The organism is Blastocatellia bacterium, from assembly GCA_035573895.1.
Classification (GTDB): domain Bacteria; phylum Acidobacteriota; class Blastocatellia; order HR10; family HR10; genus DATLZR01.
Window position 1 is genome coordinate 50,395 of record DATLZR010000167.1, and the last position, 20,755, is coordinate 71,149.

Here is a 20,755-nt window from a genome sequence, read left to right on the forward strand (position 1 = left end):
AAAAAGATGAACCGACCCCCAATTTCTTGATACAAATGAGCCCTCCCATCCACTTATTTATGTGGGATGGCAATTCTCGCCCATACTGGGAAGACCAGCAAGATGTCACACATCGAATTAAACTCAAATGGGAAGGCTGGGGACCCCGCCACCCGACCGAAGGGGGGAGAATGAGAGCCGAACTAAATCGAACCCGCGTCTTCTCTAAGGGAGCAAAGGACTTCGCCTCCGGACAATCCCGGCTGAAACTGATCAGGCAAGAGACCTCTGGCAGGCACGCCGTCATGCGGGAATCGTCGTCGCATCCGCTCCTCCAGTTGACGGTTTTCACGGAGCCATGAAGATCGAGCATAACCTGATCAGCCGGTCTTCCTTAAGAGGCACCTTCGTCTTTGGCAGCGGCAATGCAACGGAGATCCGAGTTGAACAGGAAAATCACCAGTCAACCCCTTCTGAGGAACTTAGGCGTGACCATCATCAACGCGCGGGCATCGGTTGAAGGAAACAAGGCGAGCAGCACGTCTTCCTCCGCCATCCAGATGGCGTCGTGCCCAGGGAGCATGCAGACCAACAGGCACACCGACAACTGTGTTGGAATCAACTTGATCGCATCGCCAAACGTCGTCCTGGAACATAACACGGTCCAGGCTACCATTGTCTCCACTAGGACGATCAACGCGACTTTCTCTCCTGTGGACCACGTATGCGTCTTTCTGTCCGACAGCGTTCAAATACGAAGCCACACCCTGGCGGGAAGCAACTCAGACACATCGTTTCTCGAAACCGCCAAGGTCCTTGTGAAGCCAGACATCGTCCGCAATACAGTCACGGCTTCCAACCCGGCAGCTGGCAACGCATGTGCGAATGACTCCACAAACGATCAGATCCCCAGAAATAACACTGGGAAATGTGTCGTTCGGAGTAAGAGACGCAGATGGCCTCAACGGGAGCATTCACGCACCAAACCATTGGTGGGAGGCAAGCGACAGGTCTTCGTGCATGGGTTCAGGTTGCGGAGATGCTATGAGGACCAGCATGTGGTCCGTCCCATCCCCTGCCCCAGGGCTGCCACTCAGGGGGAGTAAGCGGAAAGATGAGAGTGAGAACGGTGACATGCTTCAGTAAGTCGGTTGCTTTATTCAGTGCCGCGTTGATGCCTGGCATCACCACATCACAGATTTCATCGGCGGATGGGAGAGTCAGGGCGGATCACTCCGCGGAGACATTCCCTTTGACGCGCCGCTCATTTGCGTCCGTCATCCGGCGACCCAATGCCAATCCCCGGGTCATCCTTCTTCAAGGCATTCAACCGAGTCGCCCTGCGATCTCCGCGTGGCCGACCGCCGCGGTGAAGGATCAGCTAGCCGTACCATTGGGTCGAGCATCGGCTGATTTTGACGAAGACAGCGTTCCGGATTTGGAGGTTAATTACGTTTGTTCATGCAGGAGGCTCCTGACTCTGCATTCTGGGAAGAATCACGTCGTCCAGTCTTCGAGGAGCGGGGAGGAAATCCCCCTTTCCCCCTTCCCTCCCCGCTCGTTTCTTCGCGGAGATACGCCTCTTGGAAGGTGAACTGCCCGAGGGGTTTCAGGGGAAGCACCGCCTATGAGTCAAGGCGAGAGCCAAATACAAAATGAGGAGGTCACTATGAATAGAACCATTCGTGAGGTCTTCGCGTTCAAGCTTGCCGCCATCGGGGTCCTCGCTGCCGGTGTGGTGTGGGCTGGATGGCGCGCTAATTTCTCAGGGGCTACCGTCCAACCAGCTCGCTTCGCCGGGCCCACCTCATCACAGTCGCTCGCCCTCACGGCTGATGATTTGCTGCTCGTTGTTGCTAATCTGGACAACGATAGCGTGACGTTTTTCGATGTCGGTGGTGACGAGAACCGGCGACTGGCTGAGGTATGAGTCGGACAGGAGCCGAACGGCGTCGCCATTTTGCCCGACGGCTCGCGAGTCTATGTCGCCAATACGGTCAGCAGCACGGTCTCAGTGATCTCGATCAGCCGACTTGAGCCACAAGTCGGACGGGTGATCGCGACCATCAATGTCGGCACTGAGCCCTACGGGCTGGCCCTGACACCCAACGGGCGAAAGCTCTATGTGACCAATGCCCGATCCAATAGCGTGTCAGTCATTGACACTTCGCTCAATACCGTCATCAGGACGATTCAAAACGTGGGAACGGAACCACGTGGGATCGCCATCACGAACGACGGGGACGGAGATGACAACGATGAGACGGTCTATGTGACGCAGTTTCTGGCTCTACCGGTCTTCAACAAACTCGACGGCGAAGACGACAGCAAAGCTGGACTGGTGACGGTCGTGTCAACGGCCACCGACTCGATTCAAGCCAGCGTCCGCCTCAATCCGCTGGCGGACACGGGATTCAAGGCCGCCGGTGATGCCATTGCTCGAATTGCGCCCCCGGCTAACCCTCAACCGTCCGATTTTATCTTCACAACGGGCGCTTACCCGAATCAATTGAACAACATTGGCATTCGCGGCAACTTTGCCTTCGTTCCCAACACGGGCGCATCGCCCAACGGCCCTGTGCGCTTCAACGTCAATACGCAAAGCTTGCTGCATGTGATTGATCGTACGACGAACCAGGATACCGGACGCACGATCAATATGCATCTGGCTGTCGCCCGGCAATCCAATCCCAGCAAGCGTTTCATCACCGTGCCCTGGGCCATCGCCTTCAAAAACAGATCGGATGAGGGCTATGTCGTCAGCGCCGCGAGCAATATCGTCGTGAAGATTCTCGTTGACCCGGTGACAGGCGCTCCGACCGTGCAACTCGATCCGCTCGATCAGTCGCGTGTTCTGCAGATCCCTGTGGGGAAGAATCCGCGTGGAATCATCGTCAACTCGAGTGATACGCGCGCTTATGTGATGAACTATGTCTCTCGTGATGTGACGGTGATTGATCTGACGCGAGTACCGGAGCAGGTCATCGCCACGATGCGCTCGGCGAGCTTGCCCACGCCGGGGACACTCGAGGACGTCATCCACATCGGCAAGGAACTGTATAACACCTCGATTGGGGAGTTCGATGCCCCAGCTCCGGGACTTCCTCCCATTGCCGGGCGCATGTCAGACAGCGGCTGGGGCTCGTGTTCGTCCTGCCACCCGTTTGGCCTTTCGGATAACGTCGTCTGGATTTTCGTCTCCGGACCGAGACGGACGATTTCCCAACATACGGATTTCGATCTGACCGATCCGCAGCGCAGGACTCAACGGGCGCTGAACTGGTCGGCCATCTTCGATGAGGAAGAGGATTTCGAGCTGAATATTCGAAACGTGTCGGGCGGACTCGGCCTGCTCGTCGCAGCTGACGGCATCACGCCGGATAATCCTGTGGTCGGCCTGACGCCGACGGCCAACGCGAACCGTCGCCAGTTGAAGGTGCGAGGCGTCAATGCCTGGGATGCGATCAAGGCGTTTATCAAGTTCGGCAGCCGCGCACCGATCTCACCGATCCCCAAGAACGATCCTGACGTGATTGCTGGAGAGGCCATATTCCGACAGGGGAACTGTCAATTATGTCACGGCGGGCCACAATGGACGAGCGCGCGAGTTCGCTTCACTCCGCCGCCGGACAGCGCCCTGGTCAGCAACGGGCAGTTGATCAGCGAACTGAAAAAGGTAGGCACGTTCGATCCGAACGTGAGGAACGAAGTCCGCCAGAACGCCGCCGCGCCGCTTGGGGCTGACGGATTCGCCCCGCCGTCGCTTCTGTCCATTTTTGCGTTTCCACGGACGTTTCTCCATAACGGCGGCGTAGATTCACTCGAGCGCGTGCTGGAAAACGTGGAACATCGCAGCGCTGGCACCGGTGGGATTGATCTCCTGGATGATCCTGATGCCCGACGACGCCTCGTCAGGTTCTTGCTCTCGATTGATTCGCGCACGCCGCCGATCAATCCCTGAGTCAACCCCATTGAGTGATGGTGAGTTAATGGGACCGGCGGTGAAATGAAGCGAGAAAACTCATACCGTTCATCGTCTGGAGAAACGTCGCCGGCGACCCGATTCCCGCGAGCTAAGGCTTCGTTGTGAGCTTCGAACTTTGAGGACACGGGCGATCTGGCAGGCTCGAACCTCGCTTTTTGAGGAACCGAGCCTGCTACCAGAGGGTGCCGCTTCGTGAGAAAATTGGGACGCAAGCTTCCCACTCCAGAGAAGGTACCCGGGAAACTCAGGTGTGCACCCGTTTCTTTTTGAAGGATACCGTTGACAAAGATCGAACAGGAAGTACTATAGAAGGGACAACTCCAAGTGACGTAGGGAGGCGATGAGTATGGCAAAGCGAATCTCACTTCTCACGCTCCTGCTGCTGATCGGAAGCTCATGGGCATCCCGAAGCGGGAATTCCCTTGCGATAACACCTGCAGATACGAGCGCTCTGCTCAACTCGGCAATTTGTGGGGCAGCGGCAACGGCTCCTCAAGAACAGCGAGTGACGTTGGACCCGAACTCGAGTTTGGAGGTCACGTGTTCGACCTCTCTGACGGTGCGGACGTCGCGGGATCGAAAGCGGGTAACCCTTACTTGCGCGCCGGCGCAGGGTTCTTCCGGTCCGAGCCCAGGACAACTCTGCCCGGCCAGTGTGCATGATCCCGACCGATGGCATCCTCCCGTAGGCCCTGGCGGGTGTTACTACGGGCATGAACATGGGGATCCTCCTCCCGGATGGGTCGTGTCCTCGCGATGGCAGCCTATGTTCGGGCATGTAGGAAATACTCCTGGAGAGAACGTCTACAAGCACACGAGTTTCAAAGGATTCCTCCTTCGGAAAGGGGGCGTAGAGGTTTATCTCATCATTCACCTGGATACGAACCCTAACGGCCACACTTCCCGCTTCCATTCTTATCAGGTGTGGGCGCGCGATCGGGCGGGCAACGTGAGTTACTGGAACCAGTGGGCGGACTTCGGCGAGGGGGACAATACAGGCCCCAACGTGATTCCCGTTGCCGCGTGCGGAGGGGATGATTCCATTCGCCCCGTCATGATGGTGAACTTCCCCCAGTGCCCGCTGAACTTCGAGACATGGTACAGCCGTGCCGGAGCAGCAGAGTGGGCATGGGACCTCGGATTTAACGTCAAGCCGCAGTATTATCACGGTCCTCGTGTGGGCGAAAGCAGCAATCCCGATTTGCAGGCGATGAACACCTGGCTCCCCACAGGGCTTTTGAACGACGAACGCCGCGCCGAGATCGCCTGGTATGATTTCCGTCCGCATCCCACAGGAACCTTCTACGCTACCCAGTTCGGGGAGATCGTCTCTGGGCCGACAGACCCCCGCTGCGGAACGACGCGCACAATTGGCGGTCGAAGCTATACTGTCCTGTGTTTGCAGCAGCATATCGCTCCAACGATGAGGAGCTTTGCTTTTCCCGGCAACAGCGTTCAACGGACCTATGACGTGACGGGCGTGGTCCTGCCCAATTGAATCCTTATCTTGGGAAATTGTCACAGCGAGTACGTGCTTGGGACAGATGCCCCGTGGCGTCTGTTCCCGTATGTGCCCTGGCGTTTATGCGGTGTTTCGTCTTTGGCGCTCGAAGGGCACAGGGTTATCTATGCGCACCTGTGAAGGGAAGCCGTTTTCACTCCTCGAAGAGTTACTAACCCGCAGGACGTCAGCTCGCATAACACAGCACGAGCGAGATAACCGGGAGCTTCCTGTAGTACCCCTCCGATCGGGGCGGCTTCACCCGGCCCATCGCCTTGTGATATAGTTGCCGCGTGAGTGAGGTGGTCGGTCACGTTCGGGATACCGGGCGGCGGGAAACGGTGGAGAAACCGAGCGCACTGATGCGAAAGGAGCCGGGGTGGAGGAAACGGTAGACTCGAGGGACTTAAAATCCCTTGCCGGAAACGGCGTACGGGTTCAAATCCCGTCCCCGGCACCATCTCCAAATATGCGAGAATCCGAGCAACACAAGGCGTCCGGACGTGATGTCACCCCACCCTCCGCGCAACAGTCGCCCCCGGTGAGATCACTGACGCAGAAGAACCGACGATTGGGACAGAGTTTCCGCAATGCCGGTCGAGGGATCATACTGGCCCTGCGTACAGAACGAAACATAAGGATCCAAACTGTCTGTGCTACTACTGCTTCGCTCGTGGGATTGTGGCTCGATCTCTCACCGGTTGAGCTAGCGCTTATTTTCGTTGCCATCGGACTCGTCCTGGCTGCCGAGATGATCAATTCAGCGATAGAACGGCTCAGCGACGTCGTCACGGGCGGAGAGTTCGATCCGCGAATTCGTCAGGTCAAGGATATTGCTGCCGGTGGCGTTCTCGTAGCGGCGGTCACATCTGCTCTCATCGGGATCGCGATATACCTTCCGGCACTCATCCGCAAATTCGCTCACTGAAGGGGGAAAGCGGAAATCGTCCTGGGGACGTCGCACTGGCAGAAGGCGCGGAATTCGCAATGAAGATGTAATGGGCCATCCTCCTGAGGGTCGTGGGTGTCACCCATAGAACGATGCCTCAGGGACGGGCATCGCGCAGCGTTCTTTCCTGAAGGGAGCGACGGTAAACGGCCACGTTGTCCGCGTGTTCTTCCGGGGTTGTGGCGAACCGATGTGAACCATCTTTCCGGGAGCCGTCCACGACAAAGTAGAGGTAATCGGTGTCAGCAGGATAGAGAGCGGCATGCAGGGAAGCCAGTCCCGGCGACGCAATCGGCCCTGGTGGAGGACCGGGAAAGAGGTAGGTATTGTAGGGAGAGGACCTCATGAGATCCGATTTTGTAATCGTTTGCCGTCGGATCCCCGCCAGCCGAGCGGCATAGAGCACCGTGGGATCGCATTCCAGTTTCATCCCCCGAACCAGGCGATTGTGAAAGACCGAGGAGATGAGAGGACGTTCGGAAGCGATCTTGGCTTCTTTTTCAATCATTGAGGCGAGGGTGACGACCTGACGGAGCGTCATCTTCAACTCCCTGGCCCGCTCGAGATATTCAGGCCGAAGCACCTGGCGAAATCGGCGAACCATCTTTTCGATGAGCTGCTCGGCCGTGGTCGTTTCGTCGTACTCGTAGGTGTCGGGGAAGAGGTAGCCTTCGAGGGAATCAGCCTGGGGATCGAGGTCCGCGATGAGGCGCTTGTCGTTGACCAGGGCGTAGGCTTTCCCGGCATCCTTCAGAGGAAGCCGGGCAATGATATCGGCGACGTCAAACCGCGTGAGACCTTCGGGGAACGTGACCTTTTCCCTGTAGACATCGCCAGCGACCAGTTTGCGGATCACCTCGAGGGGGGTGATCGGAGACGGGAAGCGATAGGCACCGGCCTTGAGCTGAGCCCCACGCCCCGTGACCAGGAGATAGGCTCGCACGAGCAACGGAGAAGAAATGATTTGCTCCTCGCTCAGGCGAGCGATGATTTCTGTCGCCGTGCTGCCCGGCGGGATCACGATGGTTGTATTCTGCTTGGAGTGGACTCGCGGAGAAGTGAGCAGGTGGTATCCGATGGCCGCTCCACCCAGCACACTCAGAACAGGCACCAGAATGAGGATCCAGGGCCAGGGCGAACGTTTCCTGGGAAGACGTCGGCGTCGCGGCTTTTGTGGAAGAGGCAATCTTGTGCGCCCTGCTGTCATGCTGCCTTATCCCGCGCGGTCACCGGGCTGAGCAAATCCGCGGAGGTTAGCTTTCAGGTTCTACCGAACTGACCGACGGCCGGCGCTCTTGCAGGTAATCTTCGAGGATCAAACAGGCGGCGATTTGATTGACGCGGTCTTTCCGGGGACGTTCCCCGCGAGCGATGAGATACTCCCGAGCCGCGTGAGTGGTCAATCGCTCGTCCCATTCGATGACCGGTTTGCCCAGCATCTGGCGAATCCTCTCGGCCAGACGGCGGGCGCGCGCCGCCGCCGGCCCTTCCGTTCCACTCATATTCAAGGGCAAGCCGACGACAACAGCATCAACATTCATCCGCCTGGCGAGGTCGCAAATCCTTCGGGCATCCTGGCCGAGCCCTCCGGCACACAAAATCGGCAGCGGCGTGATCGTCATTTCCATCTCATCGCACACCGCCAACCCGATGATCTTGGTCCCGCTGTCAACGGCCAGAATTCTCATGCGTGGGTGAGTATAGGAATCCCCCTCGAGACCGTCAAGAGTCACCGGGTTCAACCCGAACGGATAAGATGACTCGCGGCGGTGAGGCGGCGAATCTGGCTCAGCGGGAGGACGCGTTCAAGAGCCAGTCGAGCAAATCGCTCAGCTTGCCGGTCGCCAGCGCGATGGAGGTATCGGCAGCCCCATAGTAGAGGCGCACCTCATCGGTTGCCGGATCGTAGATTGCGCCGCAGGGAAAGACGACGTCGCTCACATCGCCGACGCGCTCGTAGGGAGCATCGGGCCCGAAAATCCATTCATCCCCCCGACGAATGACACGGCAGGGATTCTCCAGATCGAGCAGAGCCAGGCCGAGACGATAGAGACAGCCCGCCGGGGTGATCCGCACACCATGATAAATGATGAGCCAGCCTTCGGGAGTTTCAATCGGTGGGGGCGAGAGGCCAATCTTGTTGGCATCCCACCATGCCCCCTGACGAGCCTCCAGCACCACACAGTGATCGCCCCAGTGCTTAAGGTCGGGGGAGAACGACAGCCAGATATTCGCCCGCGTCACCGGATAGAAGGAGATGGGCCGGTGAAGTAATGCCCACCGTCCCCGGAATCGCCGGGGAAAGAGCGCCGCATCTTTATCCTCCGGCGGCATAACCGCCCCTTTGCGTTCAAAAGTGCGGAAGTCACGGGTCAATGCCAGGGACACCAGGGGCCCGCTCGTCGAGTAGGACGTATAGGTGATGGCGTACCGATCCAGCTCTTCGATCCAGGTAATGCGCGGGTCCTCGATCCCCCAGACTTCCTCGGGATAGTTCTGTGGATCGGGCAAGAGCGTCGGTTGCGGGTCAATCTGCCAGTGGGTTACCCCATTGGCGCTCCGAGCGGCCGTCAGATGGGAGATTCCCCGCCGGTCTTCGACCCTCACCAGCAGTAACGTTTCCCCCGTTGGTAGCCGCGTGGCCCCCGCATTGAAGACACTGTTGGCCGGATAAGGCCAGTCGGCAGTCGTGAGAATAGGATTGCCTTCGTAGCGTCGAAAGAGTTCGCGAAAGTGATTCTTTGCCACCGCCAATCCTCCTCTTGTTCAGCAAGACGTTGGATTATCATCGCTCGATCTCCGGTTGAGGACACTTCTTGAGATAGGTCAGGATATCACCCATGTCTGCCAGCGCCACCCCAACGACTGAGTCAGCAGCACCGTAGTAAAGATGAAGCATGCGGGTCTTTCGGTTGACTACAGCCCCGGTAGGGAAGACGACGCCCGGCACATTGCCCGTCCACTCATAGGGGTGTGTGGGGGCTAACACCCACTCCCGGCAGCGATGCATCACCCGCCAGGGCTCATCGAGATCAAGCAGAGCCATGCCAACGCGATAGAGACTCCCCGATGTCGTCATCCGCACTCCGTGGTAGATCAGGAGCCAGCCCTCCGGCGTCTCGATCGGTGGAGGCCCCAGCCCCACCCGGTGACAATCCCACCAGCCCGGGCGAACCGGAACCAGAATGCGATGCTCCCCCCAGAACCTCAAATCGGGCGAGGTCGCAATCCAAATGTGAGCTTCCCCGCGAATGATCGGGCGGTGAATGAGGACATACCGCCCCTTGATGCAGCGGGGCAGAAGTGAGGCATCCTTATCCTCCGGCGGAAGCAAAGGCCCTAATCGCGTGAAGTGACGAAAATCGGTCGTCAGAGCCAGCGACACCACCGGTCCGCCCCGGGAAAAGGAGACGTATGTCACGGCATACTGCTGACAGTCCTCCAGCCAGACGATGCGAGGATCCTCGATCCCCCAGCGTTCTTCGGCGTGCTGAGGATCAGGCGTGAGCGTGGGCGTGGGGGAGATTCTCCATCGAGTGAGTCCATCGCGGCTGCGGGCGAGCGTCAGGTGAGAGAATCCCTGAAGATCTTCCACCCGGACCAGGAGCACCGTCTCGCCCGCTTTCTCAACAGCACCGGGATTGAAAACGGCGTTGACCGGATAGGGCCAGTCCGCCGGAGTGAGGATGGGATTGCCGCGATATCGCCGAAACAGCTCGTGCAGTGAGTCTCGTTGTCGAGATCGGGCCACGTCCGCCTAGAGAGATACCGTCGCCGAGGTCGCTTGCTTCAGCTCGACCTGTTCGGTGCGCTGCTCCGAAACCTCCAGCAGAGCCAACATGCACCCAATAGCTGACTCCGCTCCCTGGTTGAGACTCGGACCATGCATCTCCAATCCATCGGCGCAGGCACCGGTGGTGAGATCGTAGAGACGAGCACCCAGACGATTGCGCCCAAGGAGCCATTCTGCCGCTGCGCGGGCCAGTTCGAGATACCGTTCGTCGCCGGTGATATCGTAGGCTGCCATGCAGGCTTCCGCCGTGTATCCCGCTTCAATCGGCTGTTGGCTGAAGAGGGGGCGCTCACCTCCCCGCCGATACCACCCTTGATTGCCGATGAAATCAAAGTGATCGTCCTGATAGGTTTCGGCCAACAGGAAATCCAGCGTGCGGAGGGCCACCTGCTTCAATCGCTGATCTCCGGTGACGCGATAGGCGACAAGCAGGGCGTGAGGGATTTTGGCATTGGCGTAGGTCAGCTCATCGCAAAACCACTGCCAGGTGTCGTCGGCGTAACGATCATACCAGGCGAGGATCTGTGCGGCCAGCTCGTTCAACTTGCGCCGGGTGGCTGCCGCTCCATCGTAGTGCTGCAAATAGTAGCCCAGCCCACACACGGCATAGGCCAGGGCGCGGGGATGGTGAAGCGTCAATCCCTCGATGGATCGTTCAAAGAGATCGCGTGCGAGCGCCCGCATCCCCTCACGCGGGGCAAGAGCCACAGCCGCACCTAACCCCCATAGCGCTCGTCCCTGCGTATCTTCGCTGCCCCGATCATCGAGGAAATGACGGGTGTAATCGAGGAAGTTGTGGAATTGGCCGTCGGGCCGCTGAGCATACTGCAAAAAACTCAGATACCGCGTCGCCAGATCAATCGCTCGCTCATCCCCGAACTGCTGGTAGTGTCGGAGCGTGACGACCAACGCCCGGCCTTGATCATCGGTCGAGTAACCGAGCAAACGATTGGGAATCCCGTAAGTGGCATGCTGGATCAATCCGGTATCATCGGTGAGCCGGATGAGGTGATCGAGCTTGATTTCCGGCAGCTCGTACTCAACGCCGGAGAGCGCCTTCATCGTCACCGTCAGTGACTTCGGTTGATAACTGGCCACCACCTGGTCGAAGAGCTGACGATAGCGTTTGGCCACTTCCGTCCAGATCATGTCCCGGCCAAACTGGTAGGCCCGTTTGCGCATCTGATGGCGCGCCGCGCGATTTTCAATCAGCTCAATGAGCGTCTGCGCCAACGTCCGCGGATCCCCATAGGGCACCAGGCGTCCCCGCCCGTCCGCCAGCAACTCCTGAGCATAGAGATAGGGCGTCGAGACAACGGCTTTCCCCATGCCCACCGCATAGGCCAGCGTTCCGCTCACGATCTGTTCCCGCGATTGGTACGGCGTGACGTAGATGTCACAGGCACCGATGAATTCGCAGAGCTGATCGAATTCCACATAGCGATCATGAAAGAGAACATAGTCCTCCAATCCCAGCTCGCGCACCCGGCGTCGCAGCCAGAGGCGATATTCCTCTCCCTGCTGCCGCTTGACCTCGGGGTGCGTCGCTCCGAGCACGATATAGACGACTTCGGGATGAGCGCGAACGACCTCCGGCAGGGCTTCGAGCATCAGCTCAATGCCCTTGTTCCGGCTGAGCAATCCGAAGGTGAGGATGACAAATCGCCCCTCCACGCCAAATTTGTCTTTGTAGAAATTCGAGTCAATAAACGGCACGTCCGGGACTCCATGATGAATCAGACTCACTTTTTCCGGTGAGATGTCATAGACATGCTGGAGAATCGGGATCGCCTTGCTGTTCATCACCACGAGATGGTCTGATAGAGCGGCCAGATGAATGAGGACCTCCCGGTACAGCGGCTCCGGCTCGCGCAAAACGGTGTGAAGCGTCGTCACCACCGGTTTCCGCAAGCAGTCCAGCAGCTCCAGGATGTATCGGCCCGCCGGCCCGCCAAAGATCCCGTATTCGTGCTGCAAACAAACCACCTCGGCACCGGAGAGATTGATATACTCGGCAGCCTGCCGATAATCAGTAAGCTGATGCTGTCGAATCTCGAAGACGACCTCCGACGGATGTTCGGACATCAGCGGAGGATTTGTAATAGCGATCACCGACGCCTGGACATCCGCATCCACCTGCATGAGTGCTTGACAGAGATCAGCGGTAAATGTGGCAATCCCACACTGTCGCGGCGGATACGTCCCAATCAAACACACATGAAAACGTTCCTTTCGCCGATCGCCCTGTCGGTTGGATCTCATAGAGCTCTCCTCCCGATTGATCGTCGGTTCAGGAACGTGAAAATTTTACGTAGAGCGCCGCGAGAAAATCAAGAACCGGTCAAGCGATTCATCCCGTCAAAAGATGACGCACGAGAAAGAGCACATTGGCCGGACGCTCCGCCAGCCGCCGCATGAACCAGGGGAACCAGTATGATCCGTAGGAGATGAGCACGCGCACCGGATAGCCATCCTGAGCGAGGCGAATCTGTTCGGCGCGTTGAATTCCATAAAGCATCTGGTATTCGCAGACGGTTTTGGGCAGGCCGCGCGATCGAGCATACTCCTGGATCCGAGCGATGAGGTGGCGATCATGCGTGGCAATGGCGATGCGCACACCCGGTTCATTCGCCGTCAGCAGACGCTGCGCCAGGCGGAAGAAATTCGCGTCCACATCGCGCTTGCGCGGGAATGCGCGATCGGGCGGCTCTCGATAGGCCCCCTTGACGAGACGAATGGCCGGGGCCAGAGGCAGGAGCGATTCCAGATCGCGCTCGGTGCGATAGAGGTATGCCTGGAGGCAAACTCCCACATTGGCATAGGTCCCACGCGCCCGCCGATACAACTCCAGCGTCATGTCCACATAGCCGCTCGACTCCATGTCAATCCATACGGTCGTCCTGGGACTCGCCGCTGCGATCAATTCACGAAGATGGCCGAAACATAACTCCGGGTCGAGATCGAGCCCGAGATGCGTGAGCTTGACGGAAATTTCGGCCGGGAGATGATCGGCATGAATCACATTCAGTAAATCGAGGTAATGGCGGGTCACCGCTTCCGCCTCGGCGGCATCGGTGACGTTTTCCCCCAGATGCGTCAGCACAGTGGCGATTCCCTTCTCCTGCAATGCCCGGGCGGCGCGCAATGCATCGTCGAGCGTCTCCCCCGGCAGGAAGCGGGCGACCGTGCGTCGGACAAACCAGTACCGGGGTGCGTGCTCGCGAAGCCACCGATTAGTGGAAGCAGCCAGAAGGAGGTTCCTCATGAGTCCCATTGCTCGCTCCTCGTCATTGGCGCTGAATGCGGCGACAACTGTAGCAATTTCGCAACAATCCGGTCAACCGTTGCACGTATCCTTCTGCTTCCAACCAGCACCGCTCACAGGGTGAAAGAACTCCCCTCCTCGTCAGATGCGTCCGAACATGACCCAAAGCTCGCTGCGGCGCACACCTCCGTGGTGGGTTCGGGCCGAGACCCGCTTCATGGGACCGCCTGGAACCGGATCTCTTCCCGAAAGACGGCGTAGGTCGGCCGCCCGTTGAGTCGTGCGGGAAGCAACCGATAGCGACGGAAAGCGTCCATTGCAGGGACGTTCATCTCCACGTCAAACGTTTTCAGCACACGCACATTGGTAACCGTCCCCTCTGGAGTGATCACGCCTTCAACCAGGACCGTCCCCGAGATGGCGCGCCGCGAGGGAAATTTGGGAACGACCCGTTGCATGATGATCGGTGGGATGAAGATATCCGAGGCGGTGAGTGAAACGGGGCGACCGTATTCATCACAGGGATACGCCACGTCTTCAGGGCGACTGGATAACTGTGACGAGGCGGTGATGACAGGCGTGAGCGTCACGGCCAGCGAGATGACGTCAACCGACGACCCCTCCGTTGACGCGGGCGGGGATTTCTGCGGCGGTCGCCATGAGGTCAGCAAGGCGACGGTCTCGAAGTTGTGAACCTGAAGGCGACTCACATGCAGCAGTGGAGAATCACCGTTCACGAGACGAAAATCCAGGACAACCGAATCCGATGAGACCGAGCGCACGGTCAGCTCCCAATCGAGCGGTGCGCCCGACACCGCCAGCCCATCTCGAAAGATCTCTCCGCCCAGCAACCCAACCGAGCGAAGATGACGCGGCTGAATGGTTTCCCATCCCAGGCTTCGCCGGAGGTAGAGAAGCTCGGCTTCCAGATTGTCAAACGTCTGCGGGAAACGCATGGGTTCATCACTCGACGGTGAAGTCACTCCCACAGCCTCATAGAAAGAAATGGTGATATTCGCTCCCCATTGTCTCCGCTGCACCGGACGCGACTGAGATCCCCAGGCGCCCGTCGTCACCGCTAGAAGCAGGCACAGCAACCGGGCTTGATGGTGTCGGCCAACTGTCTTGGCCATCACCGTGTGGAGATGACGGGGCCAGTCCCGAATGCGACCAACCCAAAGCCGAGGACCTTTACGGTGACCGAGAGTGCGTCCCGCTGGCGCGAAAATAGGATGATTCATCCAGCCGTCACGAAGGTATGCGCCGGATCGTATCGTCGCCCTGTGACCCAGACGTGAGGTGTGACCGTCAGGGCACCGGTCATAACGGAGAGATTCCGATAGATCAGCCTGCCGGTCGCGTGATGTGCGATCACTCATCGTTCATCCTCCCGGATTCAATCTTCGGCGGCCGAGCGACTCTGCATCCTCCGGATGTTCTCTTCCTGGATGCAGCGTAGCTCTTGCAAGAACTCCTCGCGGTCGCGCCTGTGCCGAAAAGCGCGGCGCTCGCTCTCGGTCAGGTAGCACTGGCCCTTAATATCCGAGTTTTGCAGGGAATCAGTCCAAGCACGCAACTGGCGCGAGTTATTTTCGGAAAGCGATCTCCGATTTGACATTTCAGATCTGAGTTCGCTCGCGGCCGGCGGGCGATCGCACAACCACAGCATCGAACGGCCTTCGCCGGCCGAGCCCCGCGAGATGTACAAAAACGTCAGCAACTCCTGGGTCGTCCCCCGCTCGAATCCTTCGGCAATGTTGCTGGAGATGGAGAGAGCAGCTCGCCGAAGCTCATCTCGCAAATCTCCCTGACCTTTGAACACAACACGATCCGTCAAACTGTACACTTTCACTGCCAGCTTGTTGGCTGCCTTCCACACAGGCAAATTCTCAAAGCGATCATAGTTCACCGCGTTTCCTCCAAAAATTACCACGGATGCACGGAGCGTCCCAGCCAATCCCTGTCCGCCCGTGTTCATTTTCCATGGGACTCGGAAGCCCTGTCTCCACCACGAACTCCTCCGAGTCACCTCAGGCCTCGTCCGGTACGGCGAGCCGAGTTTTCACGTATTCCCGATAGAGAATGTTGGCATTGACCCGATGAAGATCGCCCACAATCCGGGCCGCCGTCTTCGGCTCAAGCCGGTATCGCCTGACGAACGACCTGACCTGATCAAGAAGTGGTGCCATTTCCACGCTCGTTTGGGTCTCCGAGGGATGTGCCCCGCCCACCACGAGGACGATCTCTCCCCGAATGTCGCGTGATGCCATCTGCTGACGAAGATCCTCAAGGGTCGTGCGGAGAAACTCCTCGTGAATTTTCGTCATCTCCCGTGCCAGCACGACGGGCTGATTCCCCCATGTTTCACATAAATCATCGAGGGTGTGCCGGAGACGATGAGGGGCCTCAAAGAGAATCAGCGGATAGGGAAAGTCCCTGAGCTTTCTGAGCATCTTGATTCGCTGGCCGCGCGTCGCCGGCAAGAAGCCGACAAAGAAAAATCTCTCCATCGGGAGTCCCGCCGCCATCAGAGCGGTCGTCAGGGCGGAGGGACCGGGAATCGGCACAACGGGAATTCCTTCGGCCAGAGCACGATCAATGAGTACGAGGCCGGGATCCGACAGAACCGGTGCCCCCGCGTCGCTCACGAGCGCTACTGATTGACCCTCCTTCAGTCGCCGAATCAGGTGCGGCGTGCGCTCCCGTTCATTGTGCTCGTGAAAGCTGATCGTCGGCGTCGAAATCCCGTATCGCCCGAGCAGCTTGGCCGTCTGGCGCGTGTCTTCACAGGCAATTAGATCCACCTCCTTCAGAACCCGGAGCGCCCGCAACGTCACATCCTCCAGATTTCCAATCGGTGTGGCAACAATGTAGAGTGTCCCGAACATCGTCCGCTCTCGCGCGATATTTTAGCACCGATCCTCACCTTCCACATGTGACGAAGATCGAACGAAGTGACTTGATGAGAGCGTTTTCGCGCACCAGCCTCGAAAACCTCCTGGACTTCATCGGACACTCCCTTGTGCCTCACGAACACTGTTCCTGTTTTGACGAGGCGCGCTGCACCGAAGGGATTGGCCCAATTGACGATCCCCGACGAGCCCCCTATGATTGATTATCGTTCATGCAACCTGGTCACGGTTGCGATCGGCGCGAAGAAATGCACGCTGAGGCGCGAGGTGAGAATGGGTCTGTTGCAGAGTTACTCCGCCAGGCGCGGCATGACGCCAGACGCCACATTCTCGGAGGACAAGCGTATGACCAAGCGAGCGATTGTGCGTGCATGCTTCCTGCTAATGCTGATGGCTCTGTGCGGAAGTTTCCGCATCGCTCCGGCTCAGACGACGGTGCCGATACTAACCCCGCCGTTCCCTCAAGTGAAGGCGACAGTCCTCCCTTTAAGCGACGGTGCGGACCTCATCACGCTCCAGGCGATCACGGCGACGGGAGAGACGATCCCTATTCTCTCGGTACTCCGGGATACGCTCGGAGATGAGGAACCGGACAACGATCTCCTGCGCTATGTGTGGATTTACACCTACGCGCCTCCAACAGTGTTGCAGCGGCTGATGGCGTTCATTCCCTTTCTCTATCATCCGGTCACGACCCGGCGCACGGCCAACTCGCCTCCTCCGATGATCCTGGATCTCTCGCGGCCCGGGGACCGGCCGTGGCAGAAAGTATCTGGCCTGATCCTTCAGAATCTCGTTCTTGATGGCCAGGGGTGGATGTTTCGTGTCCTGCCGCGAACGAATCGGAAGAATCTCGCCGAGTATCGGGAGGCGCAAATTGCCAAGGCGCTCGTCTTCCTGTCGCTGTATGAGAAGACCTCCGACAGGATATTGACCTCCGGAGAGGTCACGACGCTTCGGGCACGGCTGAGCGAGGAAGGCATTCTGCCGTCACTCGTGGGAGATCATCTTGTGGCTGAAGCGGCTGACGGAGAGAGGCGCCGAAGCCGCGAGCGAAAGGCCACCAATTGGGATTTGCTCCGCCAGCGCGCGGAAGAAGAAGGACTTTTCTTCGAGCCGCTCGGTCTGCCGGGCGAGCCGCCCTCGCACGCGCTCCTCTGGGTGGCCAAAGAAGACGTCGCACAGCGATTTGGCAGCAGCCGGTTCAACAAGAAATTCCTCAATATCGCCAATCCCTGGACGGACAAACGCCTGCTGCTGTGGGACGACTTCAGCAAGACGATCTACCTCAACGATCGTAACGAACGAGTCTCTCCCGACGTGCCGGGAGCCCGCGTGCGCCAGTTGATTCCGCTCGCCCTTTACGGTTTGGACTTCCCCCGTATTCCCATTTTGCTCGTGGATTTTCGCAACGCGCTCAACGTGAAGGTGCGGGCGGCATCCGGTCGCACGATTGATGATTCAGCCCGATATGTGTTCAACCTTTCACCATTCGGTGATCTGGGATACTTTCTGGCGCGTTCGCTCAGCCGCTTTGTCACCCGGCGGAAAGGAATTGATCTCGATCAACCCAGCCGTCTGCGCGCTCTGGCGGAGTTGCGGGCAGTGCTTCTGATGGACGCTTCGCTGCCGTCAGAGCTGAAGCCGATTGTGGCACGAAAAGCCGAACTCTGTCAGGTGCTGCCGATCGAAAACACGCTGAAATATCAACCGGAGATCGCGCGAGCGCAGCACGAGGCATTGGTTCGTGCGGCCACGGCTGACGCCGGACCCCTTGCTCGCCGGCTGGAACACGACCGCCAGCATGAATACCGCCGGCTCGTGCACGGCAGGCTGGCCCGGGCATTCTACCGCCTCGCCCATTACGCCTCGCTGGGACTCTATGATCACCACGAAGAGCCGACAGCAGAACTTACCCGGCGCTACCGGATCGCGCGAAAGCTCGCGTTTCATAAGAATCGGTTGCGGGTGGCACTGCGAGAGTCGGTCCGTCTGGAACAGGATGCCAACCTGCAGGAACTGGTCGCCTCGCTTCAGGCGATCCGGGCGCATCCCTCGCTGGCCGATGCCGAAACAGCCGCCCTCATCCGGGATGTCTTCTACAAGACCGAGGATGATACGCTCCGCCGGCTGTGCCTCTTCACACTGGCAGCCGTGAAGTCCTCCGAACCGGATCGAGTAGTCGCGATCCTCTCCCGGGATCACACCCTGTCATCGCTCGTCAACAGGCTGACGGCGAATCACACACAGACAGAGATGACCAATGGGCGTGAGAGTGGATCTCCGTCTCCGACCTCCAGGTGAGTGGGCATGAGAATGAATGCGATGGCCGGGGTGAAAAGATGTTTCTTCTTCGTGGTGATAATCGCACTCGCGTGCCCTCCGTCGCTGGCCTTTCCTCGACTGGTCATTCTCAAATTCGATGGACTGCCTGCTGACTTCATCGAGCGTTATGTTCGGGAGGAAAATCCCGCGACGGGCCGCAGTTACCTGCCCTGGATCGAACGCGTCTTTTATCGCGAGGGCGTGGTCTTTGAGAATTTCTACGTACGCGGATTATCGGAATCGTGCCCATCGTGGACGATGCTGGCTACCGGGCAGCATCAATCGCTCAAATCCAACGTGGAGATGGACCGAGCGACGGGCCGGGTGGAGGATTATTTGAACACCATCCTCAGTCAAATAGAGACATTCGTTGGACGACGGGTGAGCCCCCGCCCCGTCGAAGTCCTCGACGAGCTGGGCATCCCCCTTCTGGAAGATGCTTTTGATTTCGAGCGTCGCCGAGCGGGACTGGAATTGATTCGCCGGGGAACGAGCTGGCTCGCTCTGGCCAAATTGGGGAAAGAACACTTCGGGCTTAAGTCAAAGGATGACCTGCTTCTCCGTCTCATGCGAGGAGCCGACACTCATGGGTCGTTGGATGCCGGTAACGAGGAGCACCTGCTCGACAGCTTGTCCAATCCGCAGATCGAGTACCTGTCGGCCTATTTCACCGTCTTCGACCACAACGTCCATCCCGACAATAGCCCCGACACTCTCCGTCGGGTAGCCAAAGCCCTCGATGCCACCATTGGGCGCATCTACACGGCAGTGAGAGAAAGCCCACGCGCCGACGATACGGTGCTGGTGGTCGTCTCTGATCACGGGATGAACACGCACCCCGATCGCTACAGCCAGGGCTTCAATCTCGTCAGCTATTTCACCCGCGCCGATTGGGGCGGACACCATGTCCTCACCAAGCGAGCCAATCTCCACGACTTTCAGTTCCGCAGCCTCAATATCTCGGCGACCTCGTTCGTCAACGCGAGTCGCGAGTCGCTCTACCTCAAAGGCCGCGCTGAGTATCCCACCCTCTTCATAGACTATGACGGAAACGAACGCGCCGGTCTTCACCTTCGGAACTCCGATCTGAACCTGCTCCACCTGCTGCTCATCGAGCTGAGGAAAGACCATCCGCGTCCGGTAAAGGAAGCGCTCACGAAGAAGTTCTTCGAGATCCTGGACGCTCACCGAGCAGCCTGGATGAAGGAGATTCAAGAAATCGGCCAGGAGCTGGACGCCATCCAACGTCTGATCGCCCGCCGACGCGAGGCGCTCAACGGGCGCAGAGGTACAACCTACGCGGAGCAGTTGCAGATCAAGGATGAACAGGCGCGGCTCAAAAACCTCCAGGAGTACCACAAACAATACGATGAGTATCGTCGCACCCTCGCCAATCTCGTCGCTCTTCGGCGAGAGAGCTTCTCCCCATCAAAAGTGAGAATCGAAGACCTCATCCGACCGCGAACCTTCGGGCCGAGAAATTCCATCTATCAGCTCCAGAATTACGTGGTCGGATGGAGTGAGCGAGGGATCACGCTGACGCCGGACGGTCGGCTCGATGAGGAGGCATCCCTGCGCCGGATCAACTACCTGAAGTTGCTCACGTCGCACCGAGTCCTCAATAACGTTCAACCCGGCGTCTCGCCCCATCCGGTTGATATGTTGGCCATCCCCATCCCCTACGAGACCATCGCTCCGGCGGTGCGCGGAACCGATCTCGATACCGGAGAGGATGTCATCTGGCTCTATCGAAGCGAGGACCATCAAGCTCTCATCGTGCCACGAAAGCGGTCCACCCCAACTGAGCGCGTGTGGTTGAAATACGTTCCGATCGCCCGACTGCGGCAATCGGCCGATGCAGCGATTACCTTCGATCGCATCCCTCTCCAGCCGGATCTCCCGCTGAAACTGTGGGAGGACCCCAACCTCGACTTGGAGGGAGACCGCGTCGCGTGGCTCGAGGCATTTCATTCGGATACGGAGTGGCTGGCGGCCACACACCGAACGGAGTACGGCATCGGCGTCGTCGCCCTTCATGAGTATTTC

17 protein-coding genes and 1 tRNA gene are annotated in these 20,755 nt (G+C 58.7%); 7 read left to right on the top strand and 11 right to left on the bottom strand.

What is annotated here, in order from left to right:
• Window positions 1–442 precede the first annotated feature (442 nt).
• A complete protein-coding gene (locus VNM72_14660; GenBank protein HXF06640.1) occupies window positions 443–655 on the bottom strand; it encodes a hypothetical protein in 213 nt (70 codons plus the stop codon).
• 993 nt (window positions 656–1,648) lie between these two features.
• Between VNM72_14660 and VNM72_14665 the strand changes: the two genes are divergently transcribed.
• The 5 genes from VNM72_14665 to VNM72_14685 all read left to right on the top strand — a co-directional run bounded on the left by VNM72_14665 (window position 1,649) and on the right by VNM72_14685 (window position 6,393).
• A complete protein-coding gene (locus tag VNM72_14665; GenBank protein HXF06641.1) occupies window positions 1,649–1,909 on the top strand; it encodes a hypothetical protein in 261 nt (86 codons plus the stop codon).
• 30 nt (window positions 1,910–1,939) lie between these two features.
• The gene (locus tag VNM72_14670) at window positions 1,940–3,940 is read left to right on the top strand and encodes a YncE family protein (protein HXF06642.1); all 2,001 of its coding nucleotides are present in this window, start codon (window positions 1,940–1,942) and stop codon (window positions 3,938–3,940) included.
• A 790-nt stretch (window positions 3,941–4,730) separates the two neighbouring features.
• The gene (locus tag VNM72_14675) at window positions 4,731–5,462 is read left to right on the top strand and encodes a hypothetical protein (protein HXF06643.1); all 732 of its coding nucleotides are present in this window, start codon (window positions 4,731–4,733) and stop codon (window positions 5,460–5,462) included.
• A gap of 376 nt (window positions 5,463–5,838) precedes the next feature.
• Window positions 5,839–5,925 (top strand) — tRNA-Leu (locus tag VNM72_14680).
• 81 nt (window positions 5,926–6,006) lie between these two features.
• On the top strand, window positions 6,007–6,393 hold the full coding sequence (locus VNM72_14685; protein HXF06644.1) for a diacylglycerol kinase family protein: 387 nt from the start codon (window positions 6,007–6,009) through the stop codon (window positions 6,391–6,393).
• Window positions 6,394–6,511: 118 nt separating this feature from the next.
• Here VNM72_14685 and mltG read toward each other — a convergent pair whose 3' ends face one another.
• The 10 genes from mltG to rsmI all read right to left on the bottom strand — a co-directional run bounded on the left by mltG (window position 6,512) and on the right by rsmI (window position 16,360).
• Complete coding sequence (gene mltG, locus VNM72_14690; protein HXF06645.1) at window positions 6,512–7,525, bottom strand: endolytic transglycosylase MltG; 1,014 nt, start codon at window positions 7,523–7,525, stop codon at window positions 6,512–6,514.
• A 142-nt stretch (window positions 7,526–7,667) separates the two neighbouring features.
• Window positions 7,668–8,102, bottom strand: coding sequence for a Holliday junction resolvase RuvX (ruvX, locus tag VNM72_14695; protein ID HXF06646.1), 435 nt, complete (start codon window positions 8,100–8,102; stop codon window positions 7,668–7,670).
• A gap of 100 nt (window positions 8,103–8,202) precedes the next feature.
• Window positions 8,203–9,162, bottom strand: coding sequence for a glycosidase (locus VNM72_14700; protein HXF06647.1), 960 nt, complete (start codon window positions 9,160–9,162; stop codon window positions 8,203–8,205).
• A gap of 37 nt (window positions 9,163–9,199) precedes the next feature.
• Entirely contained in the window at window positions 9,200–10,165 is a 966-nt protein-coding gene (locus tag VNM72_14705; GenBank protein HXF06648.1) for a glycosidase, read from the bottom strand.
• Window positions 10,166–10,171: 6 nt separating this feature from the next.
• Complete coding sequence (locus VNM72_14710; GenBank protein ID HXF06649.1) at window positions 10,172–12,469, bottom strand: glycosyltransferase; 2,298 nt, start codon at window positions 12,467–12,469, stop codon at window positions 10,172–10,174.
• Between the two features lie 88 nt (window positions 12,470–12,557).
• Complete coding sequence (locus VNM72_14715) at window positions 12,558–13,481, bottom strand: proline dehydrogenase family protein (protein HXF06650.1); 924 nt, start codon at window positions 13,479–13,481, stop codon at window positions 12,558–12,560.
• A 206-nt stretch (window positions 13,482–13,687) separates the two neighbouring features.
• Window positions 13,688–14,605 (bottom strand): energy transducer TonB, encoded by a 918-nt coding sequence (locus VNM72_14720; protein HXF06651.1) that lies wholly within the window; start codon window positions 14,603–14,605, stop codon window positions 13,688–13,690.
• Between the two features lie 104 nt (window positions 14,606–14,709).
• The gene (locus VNM72_14725) at window positions 14,710–14,847 is read right to left on the bottom strand and encodes a hypothetical protein (protein ID HXF06652.1); all 138 of its coding nucleotides are present in this window, start codon (window positions 14,845–14,847) and stop codon (window positions 14,710–14,712) included.
• Between the two features lie 21 nt (window positions 14,848–14,868).
• Complete coding sequence (locus VNM72_14730; protein ID HXF06653.1) at window positions 14,869–15,381, bottom strand: four helix bundle protein; 513 nt, start codon at window positions 15,379–15,381, stop codon at window positions 14,869–14,871.
• 121 nt (window positions 15,382–15,502) lie between these two features.
• Complete coding sequence (gene rsmI / locus VNM72_14735) at window positions 15,503–16,360, bottom strand: 16S rRNA (cytidine(1402)-2'-O)-methyltransferase (GenBank protein ID HXF06654.1); 858 nt, start codon at window positions 16,358–16,360, stop codon at window positions 15,503–15,505.
• 369 nt (window positions 16,361–16,729) lie between these two features.
• On the opposite strand from rsmI, the gene VNM72_14740 reads away from it, so the two are divergent.
• Both VNM72_14740 and VNM72_14745 read left to right on the top strand, forming a co-directional pair.
• Window positions 16,730–18,688 carry a hypothetical protein gene (locus tag VNM72_14740; protein HXF06655.1) on the top strand — a complete coding sequence of 653 codons (1,959 nt, stop codon included), beginning with the start codon at window positions 16,730–16,732 and terminating at the stop codon, window positions 18,686–18,688.
• Window positions 18,689–18,694: 6 nt separating this feature from the next.
• On the top strand, window positions 18,695–20,755 hold a 2,061-nt coding region (locus VNM72_14745; protein ID HXF06656.1), incomplete at its 3' end, for an alkaline phosphatase family protein.